The organism is Burkholderia ubonensis, assembly GCF_001718695.1.
Lineage (GTDB): Bacteria > Pseudomonadota > Gammaproteobacteria > Burkholderiales > Burkholderiaceae > Burkholderia > Burkholderia ubonensis_B.
In genome coordinates, this window is the sequence record NZ_CP013422.1 from 1629247 (window position 1) to 1651866 (window position 22620).

Consider the following 22620-nt stretch of genomic DNA (forward strand, 5'->3'; position numbering starts at 1 on the left):
CGGTTGGTTGATGCGACGGGTTGACACGACCGGTTGACGCAGCCGGCCGATGCGCCGCCGCACGGCGGCCGCCCGTGCGCGTCTGAAACGGAGCGCACGCACCGCCTTTGCGCGGACGCGATCCTGCATTACCATCGGGCCACCTTCGCGCTCGCGCTCGCCGCCGGCGCGCCCTGCCACGCTACCCTTCCTGCGCACCGATGCTCGTCCTCATCATCCTCGCCGGCCTCTGGGCCGGCCTGCAGAACTCCCTCGCGGGCGGCGGCTCGTTCGTCACGCTGCCCGCGCTGATCGTGTCGGGCCTGTCGCCGCTCTCCGCGAACATCACGTCGACGGTCGCGCTCTTTCCCGCACAGGTGACGACCGGCTGGGCCAGCCGCCACCATGTGCGCGGCGCGGGCCAGCTGCCGTTTCGCGCGCTGTTCCTGATCAGCATCGTCGGCGGCGCGCTCGGCGGCCTGCTGCTGCTGAAGACGCCGTCGTCGATCTTCTCGCGGCTCGTGCCGTGGCTCGTGCTGTTCGCGACGGCCGTGTTCGCGTGGGGCAGCTTCCTGCGCAAGCCGAGCGAGGAGACGGTCCATCTCGGCCCCGTCACGACCGCCGTTGCGCAGTTCGCGATCGCGATCTACGGCGGCTATTTCGGCGGGGGCATCGGCTTCCTGATGATGGCGGCGCTGACGATGGCGGGCCTGTCGCCGCGTCACGCGGCCTCGACGAAGAACGCGCTCGCGGGCGTGATGAACGCGTCGGCGGTCGTGCTGTTCCTGACCTCGCCGCACCTGCACTGGTCCGCCGCGCTCGCGCTCGGCGGCGGCGCCGTCGTCGGCGGGCTGTGCGGATCGTGGGCGCTGCACCGCGTCAACGAGCGCGTGCTGCGGCTCGGCATCGTGTGCATCGGCATCGCGCTGACCATCGGGCTGTTCGTCAGGCCGCTGTGACGCGCGCGCCGCGAGCGTCGTCGCTATGCGCCCGCGTCGATGCGCGGGCGAACTCGCCAGCCGCCGCGCGATCGTGCCCGCCGTCGGTCAATGCTGCCGCCGATGTTGAATGCGTCGGCCGGTAGGCCGGGCGATGCCTGCCGCTCGCGCGCCGGGCCGCGGCCATCGGCGTGACGCAGTCGCCGAGCCTGCGCACGCGCAACGTTCAGCCGAACGGCCGCACGCCGATCAGCCAGCCGTGCAGGAACAGCGCGAACACGGCCCATGCGACGACGCCGGCCGCGATCGCCGACACATCGCCCGACAGACGGCCCGCCGGATAACGGACGCGGTCGCGCCGATCGCGCGTGCGCGACACGATGAACAGGATGAGCGACCACGCGAAGAACGCGCCGAACAGCACGACCGCGTGCAGCGTGCCGTTCGCGAGCAGGTGCGCGACGGCCCATACCATCACGCCGGCCAGCATCGGGTGCCCGACGAGCCCCTTGATGCGGTTGCCCGGCACATACGCCGCCGCGATCAGCACGAACGCGAGCGCGGTCAGCACGCCGGTCAGGTGCCGCACGCCGACCGGCGAGACCCACAGCAGCGTCGCGCTGTCGCGGGCGATCCCGCAGCCGCGCACGACCAACACCAAGCCGATCAGCGACGCAACCGAATAGCCGGCCTTCCAGCCGCGCTCACCGACGCGCGCGATTGTCGCGGCGCGCCAGCGGCTGGCCACGATGCGGATCGAATGCACACCAAGAAAGATCACTAAACCGAGAATCAGGACGAACATCGGCTGTCTCCATCTGCAACGATGAGTGGGGAATGCATTCAGCGCGGCGTTCGATGCGCCGTTCGCGGGGCGGGTGTCGCGGTGCGGGCCGCTCAGATGTCGCGTGCGGCTCGCGCCGATCATAAACGCCGGGCCGGTCGTTGTGAAGCGCGGAGAAACAGCGCGCGGCATGCTTGAAGTTTCGTCTAGCGGATGCGAGCAACGTGCGGCGCGCGAATCGTCAGGGCGTATGCGTGCGGACGGCGCAGGGCACTGAGCATCGAGTAAGAGTCCTGAGCGTCGCGTGCCGAGCGCCGAGCGCAGCGAACATCGACCGCCGCGGGTCCAGTATCGACAAGCCCCGAACACTGAACAATCCGCAGTTGCCGTCACGCCGACCGACGCTACGCCTGCTTACGCTTCGACGCCGGTTTCGCTCCGGATTTCGTTTTCGCTTTCGACGCACGCTTCGAAGCCGATTCCGTCGCCCGCTTCGCGTCAGGTTTCGCGGACGGCTTGACACTGCGCCCACGCATCGACCGCGACTCCGCCTCACCCTCGTCCACCGGCTTCCGCCTCGCCTTCGCTTTGCGCTTCGGCGGCCCCGCCAGCAACGCGGCCCGATACGCGCCGCGGCACCAGTCGAACAGCGCGCTCGCATCCTCGAGCACGTCGGCCGGGGTTTCGTAATAGCCTTCGAGATTGACGGTGCGCGTGCGTCCCGAATACGAAAACGGTCCCATCCCGGCTGCGACGAAGGCGGGCCGGCTCACGTCGTCGACGCGCAGGAACAGCGACCCGCGCGACATGAACCCGAACATCACGCCGTCGATCCGCAACGCCGCGCCGCTGAAGAATCGCGTCACCACGACGTTGCCGAGCATCGCGAGCCGATACGCGATCTCGTCGCCGTGCGCCTTGTCTGCCTGCCAGCTCATCGGCACGCTCCTTCTTGCCGGTGCATCACGCGGCGCCGACGCAGCGTTGCGTCCATGCGTCGAATTCGGCGGCGTCGAAGCCGAGCGCCGCCGCGCTGTCGCGAATCTGCCGCCACGTCGCACGATCGACCGGAATGCCGTGCGCGAGCCGCTCGGCGCGGCTCGCCTCCTCCGGCTCGCCGGGCATCTGCACCGGCGCGTCGCCGGAACGCGGCGACGCCTTCGCCCACGCGACGAACGCATCGGCCTCGCGCTGCGCATCGGCCGCATCGAACGCGTTCGGATCGATCAACACCGACAGCATGCCGTTGACGATCGCGCTGGTCTTCTGCAACGTGCCGTCGTAGGTCGTATGCCCGCCGACGAGTGCGCCGCCGAACACCTCGCACATCGCGGCGAGCGCATAACCCTTGTGCAGCCCGAACGGCAGCAGCGCGCCGAACGGCTGCTCGTGCATCACGGCCGGATCGTCGGTCGGCCGGCCGCGATGGTCGATCAGCGCGCCCGCCGGCACGCGCTTGCGCTGGTGGTACGCGACGCGCGTCTTGCCGTACGCGACCGCGCTGGTCGCGAAATCGAGCAGCAGCGGCGCGCGCCCGGCGCGCGGATACGCGGCGCAGAACGGATTGGTGCCGAACCGGGGATCGGCGCCGTGAAGCGGCGCGACCAGCAGATCGCCCGGCACGTTGACGAAATGGAACGAAGCGAGCCCCGATCGCGCGCATTGCTCGGCCCAGTGGCCGATGCGGCCGAGATGATGCACGTCGCGCAATCCGATCGCGCAGATGCCCATGCGCCGCGCGCGCTCGATGCCCTCGACCATTGCCTCGAACGCGATCACCTGCCCGAAGCCGCGGCCGCCGTCGATCGTCAGCACCGCGCCGCCGTCGCGCACGATCGCCGCATGCCGGTTCAACTGCAACTGCCCTTCGCGGCAGGATGCGACGTAGTTCGGGATCATCCCGATGCCGTGCGAATCGTGACCGGCGAGGTTCGCGCCGACCAGGTGCTCGGCAACCAGCCGCGCCTCGCGCGCGCTGCTGCCGGCCCGTTCCCACAGCGCGGCGACGAAGTCGTGCAGCGGTTCGGCGCGCATGCACAACGCATCGGTATCGGGTATCGGCGGCATAGTCATCGGCAGGACTCCAGGGGTTCAGACCGACGTCGGCGCGATCGGCCGACCATCGCGCTCAGCGCGCGGTCGCGATCACGTCGGCCACCGCCGCGGTCAGCTTCTTCGCGTACGGCACGTGCAGGAACTCGTTCGGGCCATGCGCGTTCGACTTCGGCCCGAGCACGCCGCACACCATGAACTGCGCGGCCGGGAAGCCTTCCTGCAGCACGTTCATCAGCGGGATCGTGCCGCCGAGGCCCATGTACGCGCAGTCCGCGCTGAAGTGGCGGCGCGACGCGGCGTCGAGCGACGCCGCCAGCCACGGCGCGACGTCGGGCGCCGCCCAGCCGGTCGCCGCGCCCGCGTCGGGCTTGAACGTGACCTTCGCGTTGTACGGCGGGTCGACTTCGAGCAGTTCCTTCAGCTGCTGCACGGCCTGCGCGGCATCGACGAGCGGCGGCAGGCGCAGCGACAGCTTGAACGCGGTGCGCGGGCGCAGCACGTTGCCCGCGTCGGCGAGCGGCGGCATGCCCGCCGCGCCCGTCACCGACAGCGACGGCCGCCACGTCGAGTTGAGCAGCGCCTCGCGCGGATCGGTCGTGGTCGGCAGCACCGGCTTGCCGTCCGCGCCGCACGCCCACGGCAGCCCCTTCCACACCGTGTCGCCGAGAATCGCGGCGGTCGCCTCCGCTTCGCGCAGGCGGCTCGCGGGAATCTCGCAATGGAACGCGCCCGGCAGCAGGTTGCCGTTCTTCGCGTCCTCGAGCCGTTCGAACAGCTGGCGCATCACGCGGAAGCTCGACGGCGCGATGCCGCCGAACACGCCCGAATGCACGCCCTCCTCGAGCACCTCGACCTGCAGGTCACCGGACACGAGCCCGCGCAGCGACGTCGTGAGCCACATCTGGTCGTAGTTGCCGGCGCCGGAATCGAGGCACACGACGAGCGACACCTGGCCGAGCCGGTCGCGCAGCGCGTCGACGTACGGCAGCAGGTCGTAGCTGCCCGACTCCTCGCAGGTCTCGATCAGGCCGACGCAGCGCGGCCGCTCGACGCCCTGCGCGTCGAGCGCGCCGAGCGCCGCGAGGCTCGCGTAGATCGCATAGCCGTCGTCCGCGCCGCCGCGGCCGTACAGCTTGCCGTTCTCGAACTTCGGCGTCCACGGGCCGAGATCCGCGCGCCAGCCGTCGAATTCGGGCTGCTTGTCGAGGTGGCCGTACAGCAGGATCGTGTCGGTGCTGCCCGAGCGCGTCGCGGGCGTCTCGAAGAAGATCACCGGCGTGCGGCCGGGCAGGCGCACGATCTCGAGCTTCAGGCCCTTGACCGGCTGGCGCTCGGCCCATTGCGCGGCATCGGTGACGACACGCTCGAGATAGCCGCGCTTCTCCCAGTCGGGATCGAATGCGGGACTCTTCGCGGGAATCGCGATGTAGTCGGTCAGCGCATGGAGGATTTCATCGTTCCACTTGCGCTCGATGAAGGTGACGAGCTTGTCATGGTCGAGGACGGGGGTAGTGTCGACGGAGGTCATGGCGGGTGCCTGGATCGGGCTGACGAAGATTCGGATGATACGCCGACGGCCCGCCGCCCGGGTGCATTCACGGCGCGCTGGCTTTCAGTGCCCTTTCCGCCACGGCCGGCAAGCGATACCGTTCGGCAGAACGCGCCCCATCAACCAAAACGATTACGAGCCGCCGGATTATTTAGGCCGCGAATTGATTTAGCCATTTCGTCAAGGATATTTACCGGGCGCCGGTTGTTCCGCGCATCCAGCGAATGACCGAGAAAATCGGCGAAGCCTTTATCAGTAAAGGCCGAGCGCCCGACATACCGAAACGGCGCGTCGCTGCCCGCCTACTTTCAATGACATGAATCAATATTAAAGTCATTAAATTCCGGCGTTTACCATTACCAGAACGGGCCAAAGCGATAACATGGCGACGTTAATAAAACGGCGATCCATTTCGGAATCGTCCACCGGCGCCGGCCGCGCCACCTCAACCGCATCACGTCCGTTCAAGGAGCCTCGCATGTCCGATGCCAGCTCGTCCTCCTCCCGTTCCACCGCTGCGTCGGCAGCGTCCGACGCGCCGAAGATCGGCGTCGTTCCCGCCACGCTGATGGTGGCGGGCAACATGATGGGTTCCGGCGTCTTCATGCTGCCCGCGAACCTCGCCGCCACCGGCGGCATCGCGATCTTCGGCTGGTTGATCACCGTCGTCGGCGCCGTCTCGCTCGCGCTGGTGTTCGCGAAGCTCGCGGCGATCGACCCGGCCGCCGGCGGCCCCTACGCGTACGCCAGAAAATCGTTCGGCCCGTACATGGGCTATCAGACCAACCTGATCTACTGGCTCGCGAACGTGCTCGGCAACGTCGGCCTCGCGGTCGCGGGACTCGGCTACCTCACGCACTTCTTCCCGGTGATGAAGGACCCGCTGGTGTTCGCGCTCGCGCAGATCTTCGTGATCTGGCTGTTCACCTACGCGAACATCCTCGGGCCGAACGTGGTCGGCCGCGTGCAGTCGGTCACGACCGTCGTCGCGCTGGTGCCGATCCTCGGGATGGCCCTGTTCGGCTGGTTCTGGTTCAGCAAGGACGTCTATCTCGCGGGCTGGAACGTGTCGGGCACGAGCAGCATCGGCGCGATCGGCGCGACGCTGAACTTCACGCTGTGGGCGTTCATCGGCGTCGAGAGCGCGTCGGTGTCGGCCGGCGTGGTCGAGAATCCGTCGCGCAACGTGCCGATCGCGACCGTCGGCGGCGTGGTGCTCGCGGCCGTCTGCTACGTGCTCAGCTCGACCGTCATCATGGGGATGATTCCGAACAAGGCGCTGCTCGCCTCGAGCGCGCCGTTCGCCGACGCCGCGCGCCTCGCGCTCGGCGACACCGCCGCGAACGCGGTCGCGCTGTGCGCGGCGCTCGGCTGCCTCGGCTCGCTCGCGGGCTGGACGCTGCTGGTCGGACAGACCGCGAAGGCCGCGGCCGACGACGGCCTGTTCGCCAGCGTGTTCGCACGCGTGAACTCGAAGAACGTGCCGTCGGCCGGGCTCGCGATCGTCGCCGTGATCATGTCCGTGCAGGTGCTCGCGACGATGTCGCCGAGCGCAAGCCAGCAGTTCGGCAAGATCGCGTCGATCGCGGTGATCATGACGCTGCTGCCGTACATCTACTCGTGCATCGCGATCAAGGTGCTCGGCTACGGCAAGATGCCGCCGCACCAGTTCACGTTCTACACGATCGTCGGCCTGATCGGCGCGGTCTACTCGCTGTGGGCGATGGTCGGCTCCGACGGCCAGCAGACGCGCTGGTCGCTGATCTTCGTGATCGCGACGATCGTGTTCTACGAACTGTCGATCAACCGCCAGCGCGAAATCGAGGAAACCCACGTCCATCCGGGCGGCCGTTCGCCGCGCTGGGTGCGCTACTTCGCGCTCGGCGTCACCATCGTCGCGCTCGCCGCGACGTTCTGGATCTCCGTCGGCCAGCACGAGGCCGATATCCTTCACGCACGCTCGCCGGCCGCGGGCGTCGCGGCAACCCAGCACACGGGGGAATAACAGATGACCGCTTCCTTGACCCAACCGGCATTGCGCCGCCTCGGGATGAAGGCGCTGCTCGTGCAGCACGACATCGACGAGCGAACCGCGACCGGCCGCGCCGCCACCGCGCTCGCCGAAGAATTGCGCACGCGGCTCGTCGACGTCGTGATCGCGACCTCCGCCGACGACGCGTGCGCGGTGGTCGTCGCCGATCCGGCGATCCAGTGCCTGCTGCTCAACTGGGAGCTCGGCAACGATCCGGCCCACGCGCCCGCGCAGGCCGTGCTCGACGCGATGCGCGCGCGCAATGCGACGGTGCCGGTGTTCCTGCTCGCGAGCCGCGCGAGCGCGGCCGCGATTCCGGTCGACGCGATGCGCAAGGCCGACGACTTCATCTGGATGCTGGAGGACACCACCGCGTTCATCGGCGGGCGGATCGTCGCCGCGATCGAACGCTACCGCGAAACGGTGCTGCCGCCGATGTTCCGCGCGCTCGCGCAGTTCTCGCGCGTGTACGAATACTCGTGGCACACGCCGGGCCACACGGGCGGCACCGCGTTCCTGAAGTCGCCGGTCGGGCGCGCCTACTTCGAATTCTTCGGCGAAGCGCTGTTTCGCTCGGACCTGTCGATCTCGGTCGGCGAACTCGGCTCGCTGCTCGACCACTCCGGCCCGATCGGCGACAGCGAGCGCTATGCGGCGCGCGTGTTCGGCGCGCATCGCACGTATCACGTGACGAACGGCTCGTCGATGTCGAACCGCGTGATCCTGATGGCGAGCGTCACGCGCAATCAGGTCGCGCTGTGCGACCGCAACTGCCACAAATCGGCCGAGCACGCGATGACGATGTCCGGCGCGATTCCGACCTACCTGATCCCGTCGCGCAACCACTACGGCATCATCGGCCCGATCATGCCCGAGCGGCTCACGGCCGCGGCCGTGCGGCTCGCGATCGACGCGAACCCGCTGGTGCGCGGCCGCGACGGCATCAGCCCGACGCCCGTGCACGCGCTGATCACGAACTCGACCTACGACGGGCTGTGCTACAACGTCGCGCGCGTCGAGGAGCTGCTCGGCCAGAGCGTCGACCGCCTGCATTTCGACGAAGCCTGGTACGGCTATGCGCGCTTCAACCCGATCTACCGCGATCGTTATGCGATGCACGGCGATCCGGCGCAGCACGACGCGAGCAAGCCGACGGTGTTCGCGACGCAATCGACGCACAAGCTGCTCGCGGCGCTGTCGCAGGCGTCGTTCATCCATATCCGCGACGGCCGCAATCCGATCGAGCACGCGCGCTTCAACGAGGCGTACATGATGCACGCGTCGACGTCGCCGAACTACGCGATCATCGCGTCGAACGACGTGAGCGCGGCGATGATGGACGGCCCCGGCGGCGAAGCGCTGACGACCGACGCGATCCGCGAGGCCGTGTCGTTTCGCCGGATGCTGGCGCGCCTGCATGCGGAATACGACGAGAACGACGACTGGTTCTTCGACGGCTGGCAGCCGGACACGGTCGTCGACCGCAAGACCGGGCGACGCGTGCCGTTCCACGAAGCGGACGAGACGCTGCTCGCGACCGATCCGTCGTGCTGGGTGCTGCATCCGGGCGACACGTGGCACGGCTTCGGCGCGATCGAGGACGACTACTGCATGCTCGACCCGATCAAGGTGTCGATCGTCACGCCGGGCGTCGCGCCGCACGGCGGGCTGATGCCGGTCGGCATTCCCGCGTCGGTGGTGACGGCCTATCTTGACCGGCAAGGGATCGTCGTCGAAAAGACGACCGACTTCACGATCCTGTTCCTGTTCTCGCTCGGCGTGACGAAGGGCAAGTGGGGCACGCTCGTCAACACGCTGCTCGACTTCAAGCGCGACTACGATGCGAACGCGCCGCTCGAGCAAGCGCTGCCGGAGCTCGTCGCGCGCTATCCGGAGCGTTACGGCAAGCTGGGGCTGCGCGAGCTGTGCGATCTGATGTTCGCCGCGATGAGCGACCTGAAGACGACCGAGATGATGTCGCGCGGCTTCTCGACGCTGCCGCAGCCGGACTACAGCCCGGCCGAGGCGTACGAGCATCTGGTTCACAACGACATCGAGATGCTCGAGCTGTCGGAGATGGCCGGCCGCACCGTCGCGACCGGCGTCGTGCCCTATCCGCCCGGCATTCCGCTGCTGATGCCGGGCGAGAACGCAGGGCCGGCCGACGGTCCGCTGCTCGGTTACCTGAAAGCGCTCGAACAGTTCGACCGGCGCTTCCCGGGCTTCACGCACGATACGCACGGCGTCGAAGTGGACGACGGCGTGTACCGCATCGCGTGCATCAGGCAGGCGGGCCGCGATAGCGCCGCGCGCTGAGCGAAGGCGGTGAGCAGCGACCGGCGTCACGGCCGGTCGCTAACGGCCCCGGCCGGGGCCGGGGGTGCCGGCCCGCTACGCGGGCAACTTGGCGACCCACGCGGCAAGCTGCGCTTCGCCTTCGTCGTCGAGCTTGCCGCTGAGTTCTCCATACCACTGCACGATCGCGTCGGCCGGCTGCGTGGCCTTCAGGATCTCGAGGCTGTTCTCGAGGAACGCGCCGAAGAACGGAATCCCGCGCATGTAGAGGAACGTCGAATCGGTGATGCGCACATGGCCGTACACGTCGCGCAGCCACCCGAGATGCGGCAGCGCCTCGCGCGCATGACCGCTTTGCATCAATGCCGAAATGAAGTTCGTGCGCGCGGCGACGTCGGACTGTTCGTGCGTCTCATGATTGATCTCGGCCGCCTTCTGCATCCACGCCTCGCCGCGCTCCACTTCGTCGCACATCACCGACGTCGTCGCGAGCTGCACCGCGTTGTGCGCACTCGGCTCATGGCCGAACAATTCGAGCCAGTAAGGGAATGCCTCCGCGTAGCGCTGCAGCGCCGAATACGACAGCGCGCACAGACGCGCCGCGTCGGCCAGCCGTTGCGCATGCGGCGCGGCAGCCGCGATCGCCGCTTCGTGCCGGCCGGCCTGATATGCCGCCAGCGCCGCGGCCAGTTCGGGGGCGATGTCGGGGCCGCGCTGTTCGTCCGCGTCGGCGTCCGACGGCTGCGTGCGTTGCGTAGACGATGCGGGCGGCGTGAGCAAGGCGGCCTCGTCGCGCGGTTTCTTCCCGAACAGCTTTCCCAGCAGACCCATGTCGTTGTCCTTGTCGTTATGGTGAAGGAATGGCGGCGCCGCATCCACGGCCGCCGCACGGCGACCGCCATCTTACGCGTGCGACGCGGTGGCGGAAACGGGCAACGGGAAAAGCGAAAAGGCGACCGCCGCGTGCAGCCGTCCAGGAGCGCCGCGACGCGTCACGCGCGCGGCGGCCGCACGCCGCGATCCATGCTGCGCCGGTACGCGGCGGGACTCGTCGCCGCGATGCGCCGGAAATGCCGGCGCAGCGACTCCTCCGACCCGAAGCCCGCGCGCGCCGCGACCTGCGCGAGCGGCAGCGCCGGATTCGCTTCGAGCAGATCCTTCGCGACGTTCACGCGCTCGCGGACCAGCCACGCGACCGGCGACATCCCGGTCGCGTCGGCGAACTGCCGCTGCAGCGTGCGCGGGCTCATCGCGGCCTGCGCGGCGAGTGACGCGAGCGTATGCGGCTCGGCCGCGTGCGCGCGCATCCAGTCGATCAGCCGGGCGAGCCGGTCGCTGCCGCCCGGCGCCACCGGGCGCGGCACGAACTGCGCCTGCCCGCCGTCGCGATGCGGCGGCAGCACGAGACGCTGCGCAACGCGATTGGCGATCGCGCCGCCGTGATCGCGGCGCACGAGATGCAGCAGCATGTCGAGCCCCGCCGCCGACCCGGCCGACGTGATGACCTGCCCTTCGTCGACGTACAGCGCGTCCGGATTCACGCGCAACGCCGGATAGCGCGCCTGCAGGCGCTCCGCGTAGCGCCAGTGGGTGGTCGCGGTCAGGCCGTCGAGCACGCCCGCCGCGGCCAGCACGAACACGCCGGAACAGATCGAGCAGAGGCGCGCACCGCGCCGGTGCGCGGCGCGCAGTTTCTTCACCAGCGGTTCGGGCGGCAGTTCGTCCGGATCGCGCCAGCCGGGGATCACGATCGTGTCCGCGCGGTCGAGCATCGCGAGCCGGTACGGCGCGGCGACCGTGATGCCGCCGGCCGCGCGCACGGGGCCCGGCTCGCTCGCGCACACCGCGAAGCGATACCAGCCGACGCCCAGCTCCGGGCGTTCGAGCGCGAACAGTTCGACCACGCAGCCGAATTCGAACGTGCAGAGGCGATCGTAGGCGAGCGCGACGACGAGATGGTTTTGCATGGCGTGATGTTACCGGAACTTGTCGATCGCGCCACTGCCGGAAAACCGGCGCGCACGCGATACTGGCCTCGTTGCGGCGCATTCCGCGCCGCCTGCTCAGGAGCGCATTTCATGTCATATGTCACCGACGTCCCGGCCGCCGACAGCGCAAGCGCCGCCACGCATTTCGAAGCGTCGCTGCGCTTCGAAACCGATTGCTGGGACGTTCACGACGCGCTCGCGTCCGGCGCGCCCGATTTCGTGCTGCTCGACGTCCGCGGCCCCGACCAGTTCGCCGCCGGCCACGTGCCCGGCGCCCGCAACCTGCCGCATCGCAAGATCGTCGCGGGCAAGCTCGCCGGCTACCCGGCCGATACGCTGTTCGTCGTGTACTGCGCCGGGCCGCACTGCAACGGCGCCGCCCGCGCCGCGATCCGCCTCGCGCGGCTCGGCCGGCCGGTCAAGCTGATGATCGGCGGCGTCACCGGCTGGCGCGACGAAGGTTTCGCGCTGAGCAACGATGCGCAAATGGAAACCGGTGCCATGCACTGATCGTCGCTAAAAACGCAACAATCAATTGCCGAAGGAAGGCCTGCACACGAACGGGAAAAGCGCGACAATCGGTCCCATTGCAGTCCGGATGGAGCAGCAACATGCAGACCGAAGTCCTGATTCAAGTCGCCGGCTCAGTCGCCGCGATCGCGCTCTACTTTCTCCCGGCGATCATCGCCGACCGGCGCCGCCGCCACGACAAGCTGACGGTCGCGCTGTTCAACGCGCTGTTCGCGTGGACCGGCATCGGCTGGCTGATGACCCTGTACTGGGCCTGCCAGCCGAATCCGCGGGCCGACGTCGCGCAGACGATCCTCGCGCAGCGCCGCGGCATCAGCATGCGCACCTTCTCGACCGGCCTCGTCGAACGCGTGCAGCGCCGCGTCGCCGCCCAGGAGGAATGGGCGCAGAAGCAGGGCTGCCGCTGAACCGCCTGTTCACGCCTGGCTCGCGATGCCGAAGTTCGGCATCCTGATGTTGGTCGACGCGCGGTAGTCCCACACGAGCCCGCTGGGCAGCTCGCCGCTGCTCGCATGTAACCACACGTCGAACGCCCCCGTCGTCACCGCCCGCGCGATCCGCTCGCCGGGACAGCCGTGCGGCCCCGCGCCGAAGCCGAAAGTCGGCGCAGGCGCGCGGCCGGGCAGCAGGCGATGCGGCTCGCGATGCACGGCCGGATCGCGGTTCGCCGCCGCGAGCACGACCAGGATCGCGTCGCCCGCGTCGACGGTCACGCCGTCCAGCGTCGTGCGCGCCGCGACGAAGCGGCGCGTGTTCTGCACCGGCGCGTCGAAGCGTGCGACTTCCGCGACGAACGCATCGAGCGCAGCGGCATCCGGAATCGCCCGCCCGCCGTCGGCGCTCGCGCGCGCCGACTCTTCCCATGCGATCAGCACGTTGCCGAGCCACGCGGCCGTCGCCTCGCACGTCTGCGACAGCAGCCCGACCAGATTCGCAATCAGCGCGCCGCCGGCCTGCCAGCCCGCGGCGCGCGCCGCATCCTGAACCGCCGCGACGAGCGACCCGTCCCGGGCGCGCGTGCGTGCGACCCGCTCCGTCATCCGTTCGAGCAAGCGCCGCGCAGCATCGCTTGCACGCGCCAGCGTCGCGTCGTCCGACAGCGGCGACAGCGGCGACAGCGCGGCGACGAACGCGACGACGAGCGCAGCGATGTCGTCGAGCTGTGCTTCATCGAAGCCGAGCAGATCGGCGACCGCGCAGACGGGCACCGTCAGGCACCATGCGTTCAATGCCTCGGCGTCGAGCGGCGCGCGCAGGCGGCGGCCGGCGAGCGACGCGGTCCGCTCGCGCAACGCGAGCGCGTCGACCGACGCGAGCGCCGCCTGCATCGCCCGTTTCGGCGCGTCGTGCCGCAGCGCGCCGTCGTTCATGCGGATCAGTTGGCCGAACAGCTCGCCCGCCGTCGTGCCGCGCAACGCGGGCGGCACCGGCGCGGCGAGCGGCCGGACCCGGCACGCGGGGTGGCCGAGCACCGCCGCCACGCTGGCCGCGCGGCTCGCGACCCACAGGCCGAGCGTGGCGTCGAACGCGAGCGGCGGCCCGTCGACGAGCGCCGCATAGTACGGATAGGGATCGCGGTGCGTAACCGCGGCAATCGGATCGGTCGGGTTCATGCACGCAGTATCGGCGCGCAGGCCGGCAGCATGTTTCGGGTCGACGTGAAATGTCGATGTGCGGGTGTGTGGGGGCTTCGAGGGCGCGCGGGCCGCGGGCCGCGGGCCGCGGGCCGCAGTGGCGCGGTGGCGCGTGGGCGCAGGGGCCGCGGCGGCGCGTGTGGGCGGGATAGGCCCGACAACCGCAATGCCGCTGTGAACCCGCCAGCACAATAGGCGCAGCGGCCGTACCGAACCGGCGCCCCGCTCCTGCGTCAGGCCGCCGAACGAAAGCGAAACGTTTGCATCCGCACGCGCACCCGGCCGGCCGAAATCGCGCGCGGCTCCGGCACGACCGTCTCGTGATGGAACATCTCCTGCCGGAAGTGCCCGCTGTCGTCGAACCACTGGCAAATCAGCCAGTCGGCGTCGTCAAACACGACCGGGCCTGCATAGATCACCGTCATGCGCGGCCCGCCGGTTTTCAACGTCACGACATCGCCGACGCGAAAGCGGCTGCGGTGATTTTCTCGGATTGTCATCGCTCTCTCGATTTTTATATATTCATTATTTCCGGCGCCCCGCCGGCCGATCATTCGGATATGCCGCAGATTAACAATCCGAAAAATAACCGGCAACTCCCGAAAACCGAAAAAATACCGGTCTTAAAATCGGGACAATACGTAAATCGGGTACGCCGGGCGCATGATTGGCGCCAATGCCGGCGCGGCTTGCGCGCCGACTCCCGCCAATCGGCCGGAATTCGCAGAGTAAACGATGTAATTGCCGCAGTCACCGAAGATTAAATCGACTGCGGCTTCGTTTGATAACGGTCAACCGGTATCCATCTGGAAAACGTTACCCCGATTTAGCCACGATCATTCTGCGAAACGGACCGGCGAATTGTCCCGCGCGGCGAACCAGCGATCGAGATCGCTGCCCGGCACCGCCTCTTGCGCGAAGGTAAACGTGCCGTCGCGCGCCATTTCCGTCGCCGCCCTCAGAAATGCGCCGAGCGCGGCCCGCGCCAGCGCGCTGCCCACGCTCACGCGCTTCACGCCGAGCGCCGCGAGCGCATCGACGCTGAGCGACACGCCCTGCAGCCCCATCACGACGTTGACCGGCGCATCGACCGCGTGCGTGAGCTCGGCGATCTCGCCGGGATCGGTCAGGCCCGGCGCGTACAGCACGTCGGCGCCCGCGTCGCGATAGGCGACGAGGCGCGCGATCGTGTCGGCCAGGTCGCGCCGGCCGTGCAGGTAGTTTTCGCAACGCGCGGTCAGCGTGAACGGGAACGGCAGCGCGCGCGCCGCGGTGACCGCCGCCGCGATGCGCTCGACCGCCGCGTCGTGCGGATAGATCGGCGCGTCGGGACGGCCCGTCGCGTCCTCGATCGAGCCGCCGACCGCGCCTGCCCCGGCGGCGAGCCGGATCGTCTCGGCGACCGTCTCCGGCGCGTCGCCGAAGCCGTTCTCGAGGTCGGCGCTCACCGGCAAGCCGCCTGCCGCGACGATCTCGGCGATGTGCGCCAGCATCGCGTCGCGGCCGACCGCGTTGTCCGGCAGGCCGCGCGCATAGGCATAGCCGGCGCTCGTCGTCGCCAGCGCGTGGAAGCCGGCCATCGCGAGCAGGCGCGCGGTGCCGGCGTCCCACGGATTCGGCAGGATGAACGCGCCGGGCTGCGCATGCAGCGCGCGGAATGCGTGCGCGTGGCGGGACTGAAGGTCAGGATGGGTCATCGAGGGCTCCGTCGGAATGGGGAAGCCCCAGCATACGCGCGCGGCGTGCGGCGACGATACGGCGTGCGTTGAAATGTGGGTGCGCGAAGCGGACGGGGACGGCCGGCGCTTCGCGATCCGTCAGACCACGTAGGCGCCCTTCGCGTGCAGTTCGGCTTCCGCGCGCTCGAGCGCGGCGATCGCGTCGCTGCCTTCGAGCGCCAGCAGCTGCGCGACGAGCGCTTCGGCGAGCGCGTGCGCGGCGACGAGCGACGGGAAGAACGACGGGCTGTCGTGCGTGAAGATCAGCTGCGCATCGGCGTGCAGCGCGATCGGCGACACCGCGCTGTCGGTGATCGCGACGATCCGGCTACCCTGCGCCCTCGCGGCCTGCGCGACGCGCGTGGCCTCCGCCGAGTACGGCGCGAAGCTGACGATCACGGTCGCGCTGTGCTTCGCGATCGAGCGCAGTTCCATTTCGAGCGAGCCGGCGACGCCGGCGAGCAGCGACACGGTCGGCCGGAACAGCCGGTAGCCGTACACGAGCCCGAACGCGACCGGATAGCACGAGCGGAATCCCGCGACGTGCACGTGCGACGCCTTGCGGATCAGCTTCGCCGCTTCGGCGAGCGCCTGCGCGTTCTGCGCGGCGGTCGCGGCGAGGTTGTGCTGCTGCGCGGCGAGCAGGTCGTGCGCGAGCGACGCCTTCGCGTCGGGCCGCACGAGCGAGCGCGCGCGTTGCGTCAGCGGCTCGGGGCGCGTGCGCACGCGCGCGACGCACAGGTCGCGCAACTCGTTCCAGCCGGGAAAACCGAATTGCTGCGCGAGCCGCACGAGCGACGCGGGCTGCACCTGCGCGCGCTGCGCGACCTTGCGCATCGACGACACGGCGACTTCGTCGGGATGATCGAGCAGAAATGCCGCGCCCGCCTGGAATTGCGGGCTCAGCTCGGAAAATTGCGCCCGGATCCGGGACGCGAGTTCGTCGAAATTGGCGGCCATCTTGGTGAGAACGGGAACCGGTCGCTCATGGTATCACCGGCCCCGCACGCACCCGTCAGCGCACCACGTCGATCCGGTCGGCGTCGACCTTCACGCGGCCCGACCACTTGCGCTCGAATTCGCCGGTCAGCTTCACTTCGCTCTTGTCGCTGACGGGCTGGCCGCCGGCCCACAGCTTGTCATCGATCTCGACGCGGATCGTGCCGGTCGCATCGGCGAATTCATAGTCCTCGCCGCCGACGTGCTTGACGATGCGGCCCTGCAGCTGCACGTGCTGATCGTCCTTGCCGTTCGCGAGCAGCTCCTTCACGGTGGTGGTCGTCAATGCGGACGGCCCCGTGTATTGCGCGTAGACGGCGGCCGGCAGCGCGGCGAGCGCGATCGTCAGGATTCTGGCCAGTTGCTTCATGATCTCGTTTCCTTTTCTTCGATGGTGCGCCGCGCCCGGATCGAGCGCGACGGCCAGAGCTTACGAAGCGTAAGATTAAGCGCACCTGAAGGCGCGAACCGCGCGACGCGGTCGTGGCGCCGGGCGCCGGCACTTAAGCACGACCTAAGATACGGGCGCTTATCATGGACACCCCGGGCGCATCGCGCCCTGCTGAAGAGATACCAATCCATGCGCGTACTGCTCGTCGAAGACGATCCGCTGATCGGCAGCGGGCTCGAACACGGTCTGAAGCAGGAAGGCTTCGCGGTCGACTGGGTGAAGGACGGCGACGCCGCATCGCTCGCGCTGCGCACCACCGGCTACGGCCTGCTGCTGCTCGACCTCGGCCTGCCCAACCGCGACGGCCTGTCGGTGCTCGCCGCGCTGCGCCGCCGCGACGAGACCCTGCCGGCGATCGTCATCACCGCGCGCGACGGCCTGTCCGACCGCATCGCCGGACTCGACAGCGGCGCGGACGATTACCTCGTGAAGCCGTTCGCGCTCGAGGAACTGCTCGCGCGCATCCGCGCGGTCAACCGGCGTCACGCCGGGCGCGCGCAGACCACGCTCGCGGTCGGCCCGCTGCGGCTCGATCCCGTCAAGCACCTCGTCTGGCTCGACGACGCCGAAGTGACGCTGTCGCCGAAGGAATTCGTGCTGCTGCACGAGCTGATGCGCGAGCCGGGCGCGGTGATTTCCCGCGAGCAGTTCGAGGAGCGCCTGTACAGCTGGGGCGAGGAAATCGAAAGCAACGCGGTGCAGGTGCACATCCACAACCTGCGCAAGAAGCTCGGTCACGACATGATCCGCACGGTGCGCGGCGTCGGCTACCGGATCGGTGACGCGGCATGACGAGCCTGCGGCGCGCGCTCATTCATGCGCTGGCGCGGCGCATCGCTGCGGCGGCGCCTGCTGTTCTGGTTGCTGCCCGCCGCCTGCGTGATCGGCCTGCTCGCGAGCGCGGGCACCTACTGGGGCGCGCTGCGCGAACTCGACGACCTGCTCGACGACCAGATGCGCAGCATGACGAAACAAATCGTCGTCGGCCCGAACGGCGAGCTGTCGTTCAGCGGCGACGCCCGCGGCAAGCACCGCTTCAAGGTCGACGATCCCGACGTGGTGCTGCTGCAGGTGTGGCGCAACGGCACGCTCGTCTATTCGACCGACCGCGATTCGACGCTGCCGCCGCCGGCGCAGGCCGGCATCGCGAGCATCGACGTCGCCGGCCAGTCGTGGCGCACCTACGTGACCGAACGCGGCGGCACGACGATTCGCGTCGCGCAGGCGCGCCACGCGCGCTGGGAAGCGATCGCCGGCATCGCCGTGCATCTGCTGTGGCCGGTGCTGTCGATGCTGCCCGTGCTGGCGATCGGGCTGTGGTTCGGCATCGGTGCGGGGCTGCGGCCGCTGCGCCTGATCGCCGCCGGCCTCAAGCGCCGCAATGCCAACAATCTCGAACCGGTGGACGTCGCGTCGATGCCGAACGAGGTGCGGCCGCTCGCCGAAGCGATCAACGACCTGCTCGCCCGCCTGGACCGCTCGTTCACGCTGCAGCGGCATTTCATCGCCGACGCCGCGCACGAGCTGCGCACGCCGATCATGGGCCTGTCGATCCAGTCGCAGCTGCTGCGGCGCGCGGCGACGCCCGACGAACGCGAGCGCATCCTCGCGCAGATCCACGCCGGGACGACGCGGCTCGGCCATCTCGCCGAACAGCTGCTCACGCTCGCCCGCATCGAGCCGGACGCGCAGACGGCCGAGTTCGCGCCGGTCGATCTCGCCGCGCTGTGCCGCGCGGTGGTCGCGGATCGCGCGCGCGTCGCCGATGCGCATCGCGTCGACCTCGGCGCGATCGGCGCGTCGCCCGTCACGGTCGCCGGCAACGCCGATACCTTGCGCGTGCTGCTGAACAATCTCGTCGACAACGCGATCCGCTATGCGGGCGACGGCGCCTGCATCGACGTGAGCACACGCGTCGACGGCGCGACGCCCGTGCTCGAAGTGTCGGACGACGGCCCCGGCATTCCGGAAGCGGAGCGCGCGGACGTGTGGGAGCGGTTCTATCGCGGCGCCGGCGCGCAGGCGGCGACGTCGTCGGGCAGCGGGCTCGGCCTGTCGATCGTCAAGCGGATCGCCGAGCAGCATCGCGCGACGGTCACGCTCGGCACGAGCGCGGGCGGCCACGGGCTCACCGTGACGGTGCGCTTCCCGGCCGCGGCATGACGAGGCAAGACGAGTCCTGACGCGGGCCGGTCGCGCGGCTTGTCCACAGATTTTGTTGGCAAGCTTGTGGACAACCAGCCGCCAACGACAGCAAGCCATTGATCCGAAAAGATTTGATCGGTGTGCGCAGCAAACGCGCCGTCGCGCATGGCTATCGCATGTGATACGCAGCAAAGCGACGTCGCCGCGGACACCGCTGGTAGCCTCGACATCGCGAACCGTGCGGCTCGGCGATACCGAATTCATTGAAGCGGCAGTTCATGCCGACCCAGCTTCGTCACGCACTCGCCAGCAGTCCGACGTATTTCAACGATGCGATCGAATGGTCGACCGTGACGTTTCGATCAGCCGCCATCGCGAAACAACAGCTGCCGTCGTTCCGGAAAGTCGCGCCGACGGGCATTTGCACGCCGTGAACCGCCGCGCAGCGGGACACCGCGCCACACGATCGCCACATGCACTTCTCCACAGAAAATGTTGGCAAGCTTGTGGATATCCTGCGCATCGCGACGCTAAGCCCTTGATCCGACAGACTTTGGCACGTGTGATGCAGACGCTGCGCCAGCCGGGCCGCGTTATGCACGGCTTCGCCGCAGTTCGCATCACGATGCCACGCGGCCAGACCCGCGCTGCACGACGTGCGCATCGCGGCACTTACACACAGATTTTGTTGGCAAGCTTGTGGATATCCTGCGCAAGCGTTCGCTAAGCCATTGATCGGCCGGCGATTCGCGCGCCATGTCAACGTTTCGGCACGGCCGTCGCGCCGCACCGGCGACCCCCGTGCGTCCCTTGACGGCCGCACACGCGACGCGTCACGATCACACGACGCCGCGCACGTCACGCGTCGGCGCCACGGGCCGGCCGCTCCGCCCGCATTCGACAACGACACATCACTCCGAGGAAGGCCATGGAACATTTCAACGCAGGGCAAATGCTGGTCGCGCTCGTGCTCGTCGCGATCGTCGTCTATCCGTACGTGCGCATCGTGCGGCGCACGGGCCACTCGGGCTGGTGGATCCTGACGATGTTCGTGCCGGTGCTGAACTTCATCATGTTGTGGGTCTTCGCGTTCGCACGCTGGCCCGCCACCGACGATCGGCAACGCTAGGGCCTGCTCACGCTTATAACGGGCTTGCGAACCGGCCTGCGCATCGGATGAGCCGGCCGGCCCGCTTGTCCACAGATTATGTTGGCAAGCATGTGGACAGCGTGCGCATACCGGCACCAAGCGCTTGATCCGAAAGACTTTCTGCGCGGTGCTCCAAATGCGGCACGCGGCGCGCAACGCCGCCTCCCGCTTGTCCACAGATTGTGTTGGCAAGCATGTGGATAGCCTGCGCATACCGCAATCAAGCGCTTGATCCGAAAGACTTTGTTCCCATCGCTTCGAATCGGGCAGCGCCCGCCGCCGCGGCCGCGTTGCGGCAAGCGCGGCGGCCGGCCGGCTTTTCCACAGATTTTGTTGGCAAGCGTGTGGATATCCTGAGCATGCGTGACGCAAGTGGTTGATCTCACAACGTTTGGCTGCCGCGGTCACGACTGCGGCAGCGCCTGCCTCGATCGCCGCGCCCCGCCCGTCACGCGAATGTCGCGACCGCGATCCGCGCCGCCGCCGCGATCACGTCGTCCCTCCCCTTCGCATCGGCGCGCGCCTGCGTGTAGTACACGGTCAGCACGATCGGCCCGCGCGCGGGCGGCCAGAGCACGCCGATGTCGTTGATCGTCCCGTAGTCGCCGGTGCCGGTCTTGTCGCCGACCTGCCATCCCGTCGGCACGCCCGCGCGAATCCGCTTGTCGCCCGTCTTGTTGCCGCGCAGCCATTGCACGTACTGCGCACGCTGCGGCGCCGGCAACGCATCGCCGAGCGCCAGTGCGCGCAGGCTCGCCGCCATCGCGGCGGGCGTCGTCGTGTCGCGCGCGTCGCCCGGCAGCGCGGTATTCAGTTCGGTTTCCCAACGGTCGAGCCGGAACGTATCGTCGCCGATCGAGCGCGCGAACGCGGTCACCGCCGCCGGCCCGCCGAGCAGCTTCATCAGCAGGTTCGCGGCCGCATTGTCGCTGTACTGGGCCGTCGCCTCGCACAGCTGCGCCACCGTCATCCCGGTGTCGACATGCCGGCCCGACACGGGCGAGGAGTTGACGAGATCGGCCTGCGCATACGTCACGCGCTGCTGCAGCAAACCGGGATGCTCGACGCTCCGCGCGAGCACCGCCGCGCCGAGCATCGCCTTGAACGTGCTGCAGAACGGAAACCGCTCGTCGGCGCGATGCTGCACGCGCCGGCCGGTCGCGGTATCGAGCGCGTACACGCCGAGGCGGCCGCCCGCCGCCCGCTCGAGCGCGGCGAACGTCGCGGCGGACGCGATGTCGGGTGCGGCGGCCGACGGCGCCGCGCACGCGCCGACGGTCACGACGAGCGGCGCCGTCGCGGCGGCCAGCAGCAAAGTTCGACGTTGCGAAGAGTAGGTCATGTCGTTTGTCTCGTGGTGAATGGAAGCAGGATGCCGGCCCGGCGACACGCAATATCCCGGCTTTACGTTTGCCTGACAAGCAACGATAATTGAGCGCTGACAAAAGAATTTCTTATGACAACGCTCCGCCCTCACCTTCCACTGAATGCGTTGCGCGCATTCGAATCGTCGGCGCGCCACCTGAACTTCACGCGCGCCGGCCTCGAGCTGAGCGTGACCCAGGCCGCGGTCAGCCAGCAAGTTCGCGCGCTCGAGGAGCGGCTCGGCTGCATGCTGTTCACGCGCCTGCCGCGCGGGCTCGGGCTCACCGACGAGGGGCGCGCGCTGCTGCCCGTGCTGAGCGACGCGTTCAGCCGCATCGAGACGGTGCTCAAGCAGTTCGACGGCGGGCGCTTCCACGAGGTGCTGTCGATCGGGGTCGTCGGCACGTTTGCCCTAGGCTGGCTAATGCCGCGACTGAAGCGATTCGGCGACGTCCACCCGTTCGTCGAGCTGCGGCTGCGCACCAACAACAACGTCGTCGACCTGGCGGCCGAGGGGCTCGATTTCGCGATCCGCTTCGGCGTCGGCAACTGGCCGGCGACGCGCAATGAACGGCTGCTCGATGCGCCGCTCACCGCGCTGTGCACGCCGGAGATCGCCGCGCGCGTCTCGCAGCCCGGCGATCTCGCGAACGAAACGCAGCTGCGCTCGTACCGCACCGACGAATGGCTCGGCTGGTTCGCGGCCGCGCAGCTCGAACCGTGGCCGGTCAACGGCCCCGTGTTCGACTCGTCGCGGCTGATGGTCGAGGCGGCGATGCAGGGCGCGGGCGTCGCGCTCGCGCCGGCCTGCATGTTCACGCGCGAGCTGCAGCTCGGCCTGCTCGCGCGGCCGTTCGACATCGACGTGCAGGCGGGCGGCTACTGGCTCACGTCGCTGAAATCGAAGCCGCTCACGCCGGCGATGACGCTGTTTCGCGACTGGATCGTCGCGGAAGCGGCCGACGCCCCGCCGCACGAATGAGGCACGCGTGTTTGTCCACAGAAAA

22 protein-coding genes are annotated in these 22620 nt (G+C 69.0%); 9 read left to right on the forward strand and 13 right to left on the reverse strand.

What is annotated here, in order from left to right; translation table 11 throughout:
• Positions 1-200 precede the first annotated feature (200 nt).
• Positions 201-938 (forward strand): sulfite exporter TauE/SafE family protein, encoded by a 738-nt coding sequence (locus WJ35_RS26840; protein WP_069240402.1) that lies wholly within the window; start codon positions 201-203, stop codon positions 936-938.
• 205 nt (positions 939-1143) lie between these two features.
• Here the strand turns inward: WJ35_RS26840 and WJ35_RS26845 are convergent, their stop codons facing one another.
• The 5 genes from WJ35_RS26845 to WJ35_RS31950 form a co-directional block, all read right to left on the reverse strand.
• Positions 1144-1722 (reverse strand): NnrU family protein, encoded by a 579-nt coding sequence (locus WJ35_RS26845; protein WP_069240403.1) that lies wholly within the window; start codon positions 1720-1722, stop codon positions 1144-1146.
• A gap of 383 nt (positions 1723-2105) precedes the next feature.
• Positions 2106-2639, reverse strand: coding sequence for a TfoX/Sxy family protein (locus tag WJ35_RS26850; RefSeq protein ID WP_069240404.1), 534 nt, complete (start codon positions 2637-2639; stop codon positions 2106-2108).
• A gap of 25 nt (positions 2640-2664) precedes the next feature.
• Positions 2665-3774 carry a malate/lactate/ureidoglycolate dehydrogenase gene (locus WJ35_RS26855; RefSeq protein ID WP_069240405.1) on the reverse strand — a complete coding sequence of 370 codons (1110 nt, stop codon included), beginning with the start codon at positions 3772-3774 and terminating at the stop codon, positions 2665-2667.
• A 55-nt stretch (positions 3775-3829) separates the two neighbouring features.
• Positions 3830-5284, reverse strand: coding sequence for a M20 family metallopeptidase (locus WJ35_RS26860; protein ID WP_060232826.1), 1455 nt, complete (start codon positions 5282-5284; stop codon positions 3830-3832).
• 357 nt (positions 5285-5641) lie between these two features.
• Positions 5642-5890 carry a hypothetical protein gene (locus tag WJ35_RS31950; RefSeq protein ID WP_162471376.1) on the reverse strand — a complete coding sequence of 83 codons (249 nt, stop codon included), beginning with the start codon at positions 5888-5890 and terminating at the stop codon, positions 5642-5644.
• Between WJ35_RS31950 and adiC the strand changes: the two genes are divergently transcribed.
• Together adiC and WJ35_RS26870 are read left to right on the forward strand one after the other, a co-directional pair.
• Positions 5784-7310: an arginine/agmatine antiporter gene (adiC, locus tag WJ35_RS26865; protein WP_059474701.1), complete on the forward strand. Its 1527-nt coding sequence runs from the start codon at positions 5784-5786 to the stop codon at positions 7308-7310. The two genes, WJ35_RS31950 and adiC, sit on opposite strands and share 107 nt — an antisense overlap.
• A gap of 3 nt (positions 7311-7313) precedes the next feature.
• Positions 7314-9653 (forward strand): Orn/Lys/Arg decarboxylase N-terminal domain-containing protein, encoded by a 2340-nt coding sequence (locus WJ35_RS26870; protein ID WP_014725479.1) that lies wholly within the window; start codon positions 7314-7316, stop codon positions 9651-9653.
• Positions 9654-9728: 75 nt separating this feature from the next.
• Here WJ35_RS26870 and WJ35_RS26875 read toward each other — a convergent pair whose 3' ends face one another.
• The gene (locus WJ35_RS26875) at positions 9729-10463 is read right to left on the reverse strand and encodes a hypothetical protein (RefSeq protein ID WP_059474700.1); all 735 of its coding nucleotides are present in this window, start codon (positions 10461-10463) and stop codon (positions 9729-9731) included.
• Positions 10464-10624: 161 nt separating this feature from the next.
• Positions 10625-11599, reverse strand: a complete 975-nt coding sequence (ftrA, locus tag WJ35_RS26880; RefSeq protein WP_069240406.1) for a transcriptional regulator FtrA — start codon at positions 11597-11599, stop codon at positions 10625-10627.
• A gap of 111 nt (positions 11600-11710) precedes the next feature.
• Here ftrA and WJ35_RS26885 point away from each other — a divergent pair, with 111 nt between their 5' ends.
• Entirely contained in the window at positions 11711-12130 is a 420-nt protein-coding gene (locus tag WJ35_RS26885; protein ID WP_069240407.1) for a rhodanese-like domain-containing protein, read from the forward strand.
• A 101-nt stretch (positions 12131-12231) separates the two neighbouring features.
• A complete protein-coding gene (locus WJ35_RS26890) occupies positions 12232-12558 on the forward strand; it encodes a superinfection immunity protein (RefSeq protein ID WP_010099330.1) in 327 nt (108 codons plus the stop codon).
• A 9-nt stretch (positions 12559-12567) separates the two neighbouring features.
• On the opposite strand, the gene WJ35_RS26895 is transcribed toward WJ35_RS26890, so the two are convergent.
• The 5 genes from WJ35_RS26895 to WJ35_RS26915 all read right to left on the reverse strand — a co-directional run bounded on the left by WJ35_RS26895 (position 12568) and on the right by WJ35_RS26915 (position 16872).
• On the reverse strand, positions 12568-13764 hold the full coding sequence (locus tag WJ35_RS26895) for a cytochrome P450 (RefSeq protein ID WP_069240408.1): 1197 nt from the start codon (positions 13762-13764) through the stop codon (positions 12568-12570).
• A gap of 254 nt (positions 13765-14018) precedes the next feature.
• Positions 14019-14285 (reverse strand): YodC family protein, encoded by a 267-nt coding sequence (locus tag WJ35_RS26900; RefSeq protein WP_069240409.1) that lies wholly within the window; start codon positions 14283-14285, stop codon positions 14019-14021.
• A gap of 336 nt (positions 14286-14621) precedes the next feature.
• Positions 14622-15482: an isocitrate lyase/PEP mutase family protein gene (locus WJ35_RS26905; RefSeq protein WP_069240410.1), complete on the reverse strand. Its 861-nt coding sequence runs from the start codon at positions 15480-15482 to the stop codon at positions 14622-14624.
• A gap of 120 nt (positions 15483-15602) precedes the next feature.
• Positions 15603-16463, reverse strand: coding sequence for a MurR/RpiR family transcriptional regulator (locus WJ35_RS26910; protein ID WP_010089806.1), 861 nt, complete (start codon positions 16461-16463; stop codon positions 15603-15605).
• A 55-nt stretch (positions 16464-16518) separates the two neighbouring features.
• Positions 16519-16872, reverse strand: a complete 354-nt coding sequence (locus WJ35_RS26915) for a YgiW/YdeI family stress tolerance OB fold protein (protein WP_042588373.1) — start codon at positions 16870-16872, stop codon at positions 16519-16521.
• Between the two features lie 210 nt (positions 16873-17082).
• Between WJ35_RS26915 and WJ35_RS26920 the strand changes: the two genes are divergently transcribed.
• The 3 genes from WJ35_RS26920 (at position 17083) to WJ35_RS26930 (ending at position 20227) form a co-directional block, all read left to right on the forward strand.
• On the forward strand, positions 17083-17745 hold the full coding sequence (locus WJ35_RS26920) for a response regulator (protein WP_059534748.1): 663 nt from the start codon (positions 17083-17085) through the stop codon (positions 17743-17745).
• 24 nt (positions 17746-17769) lie between these two features.
• A complete protein-coding gene (locus WJ35_RS26925; RefSeq protein WP_069240411.1) occupies positions 17770-19116 on the forward strand; it encodes an ATP-binding protein in 1347 nt (448 codons plus the stop codon).
• Between the two features lie 910 nt (positions 19117-20026).
• Positions 20027-20227, forward strand: a complete 201-nt coding sequence (locus tag WJ35_RS26930) for a DUF805 domain-containing protein (RefSeq protein ID WP_011882712.1) — start codon at positions 20027-20029, stop codon at positions 20225-20227.
• Between the two features lie 469 nt (positions 20228-20696).
• On the opposite strand, the gene blaPEN-bcc is transcribed toward WJ35_RS26930, so the two are convergent.
• Positions 20697-21590, reverse strand: a complete 894-nt coding sequence (gene blaPEN-bcc, locus WJ35_RS26935; protein WP_069240412.1) for a PEN family class A beta-lactamase, Bcc-type — start codon at positions 21588-21590, stop codon at positions 20697-20699.
• Positions 21591-21704: 114 nt separating this feature from the next.
• On the opposite strand from blaPEN-bcc, the gene penR reads away from it, so the two are divergent.
• Positions 21705-22595, forward strand: a complete 891-nt coding sequence (gene penR, locus WJ35_RS26940; RefSeq protein ID WP_069240413.1) for a beta-lactamase transcriptional regulator PenR — start codon at positions 21705-21707, stop codon at positions 22593-22595.
• Positions 22596-22620: the final 25 nt, after the last annotated feature.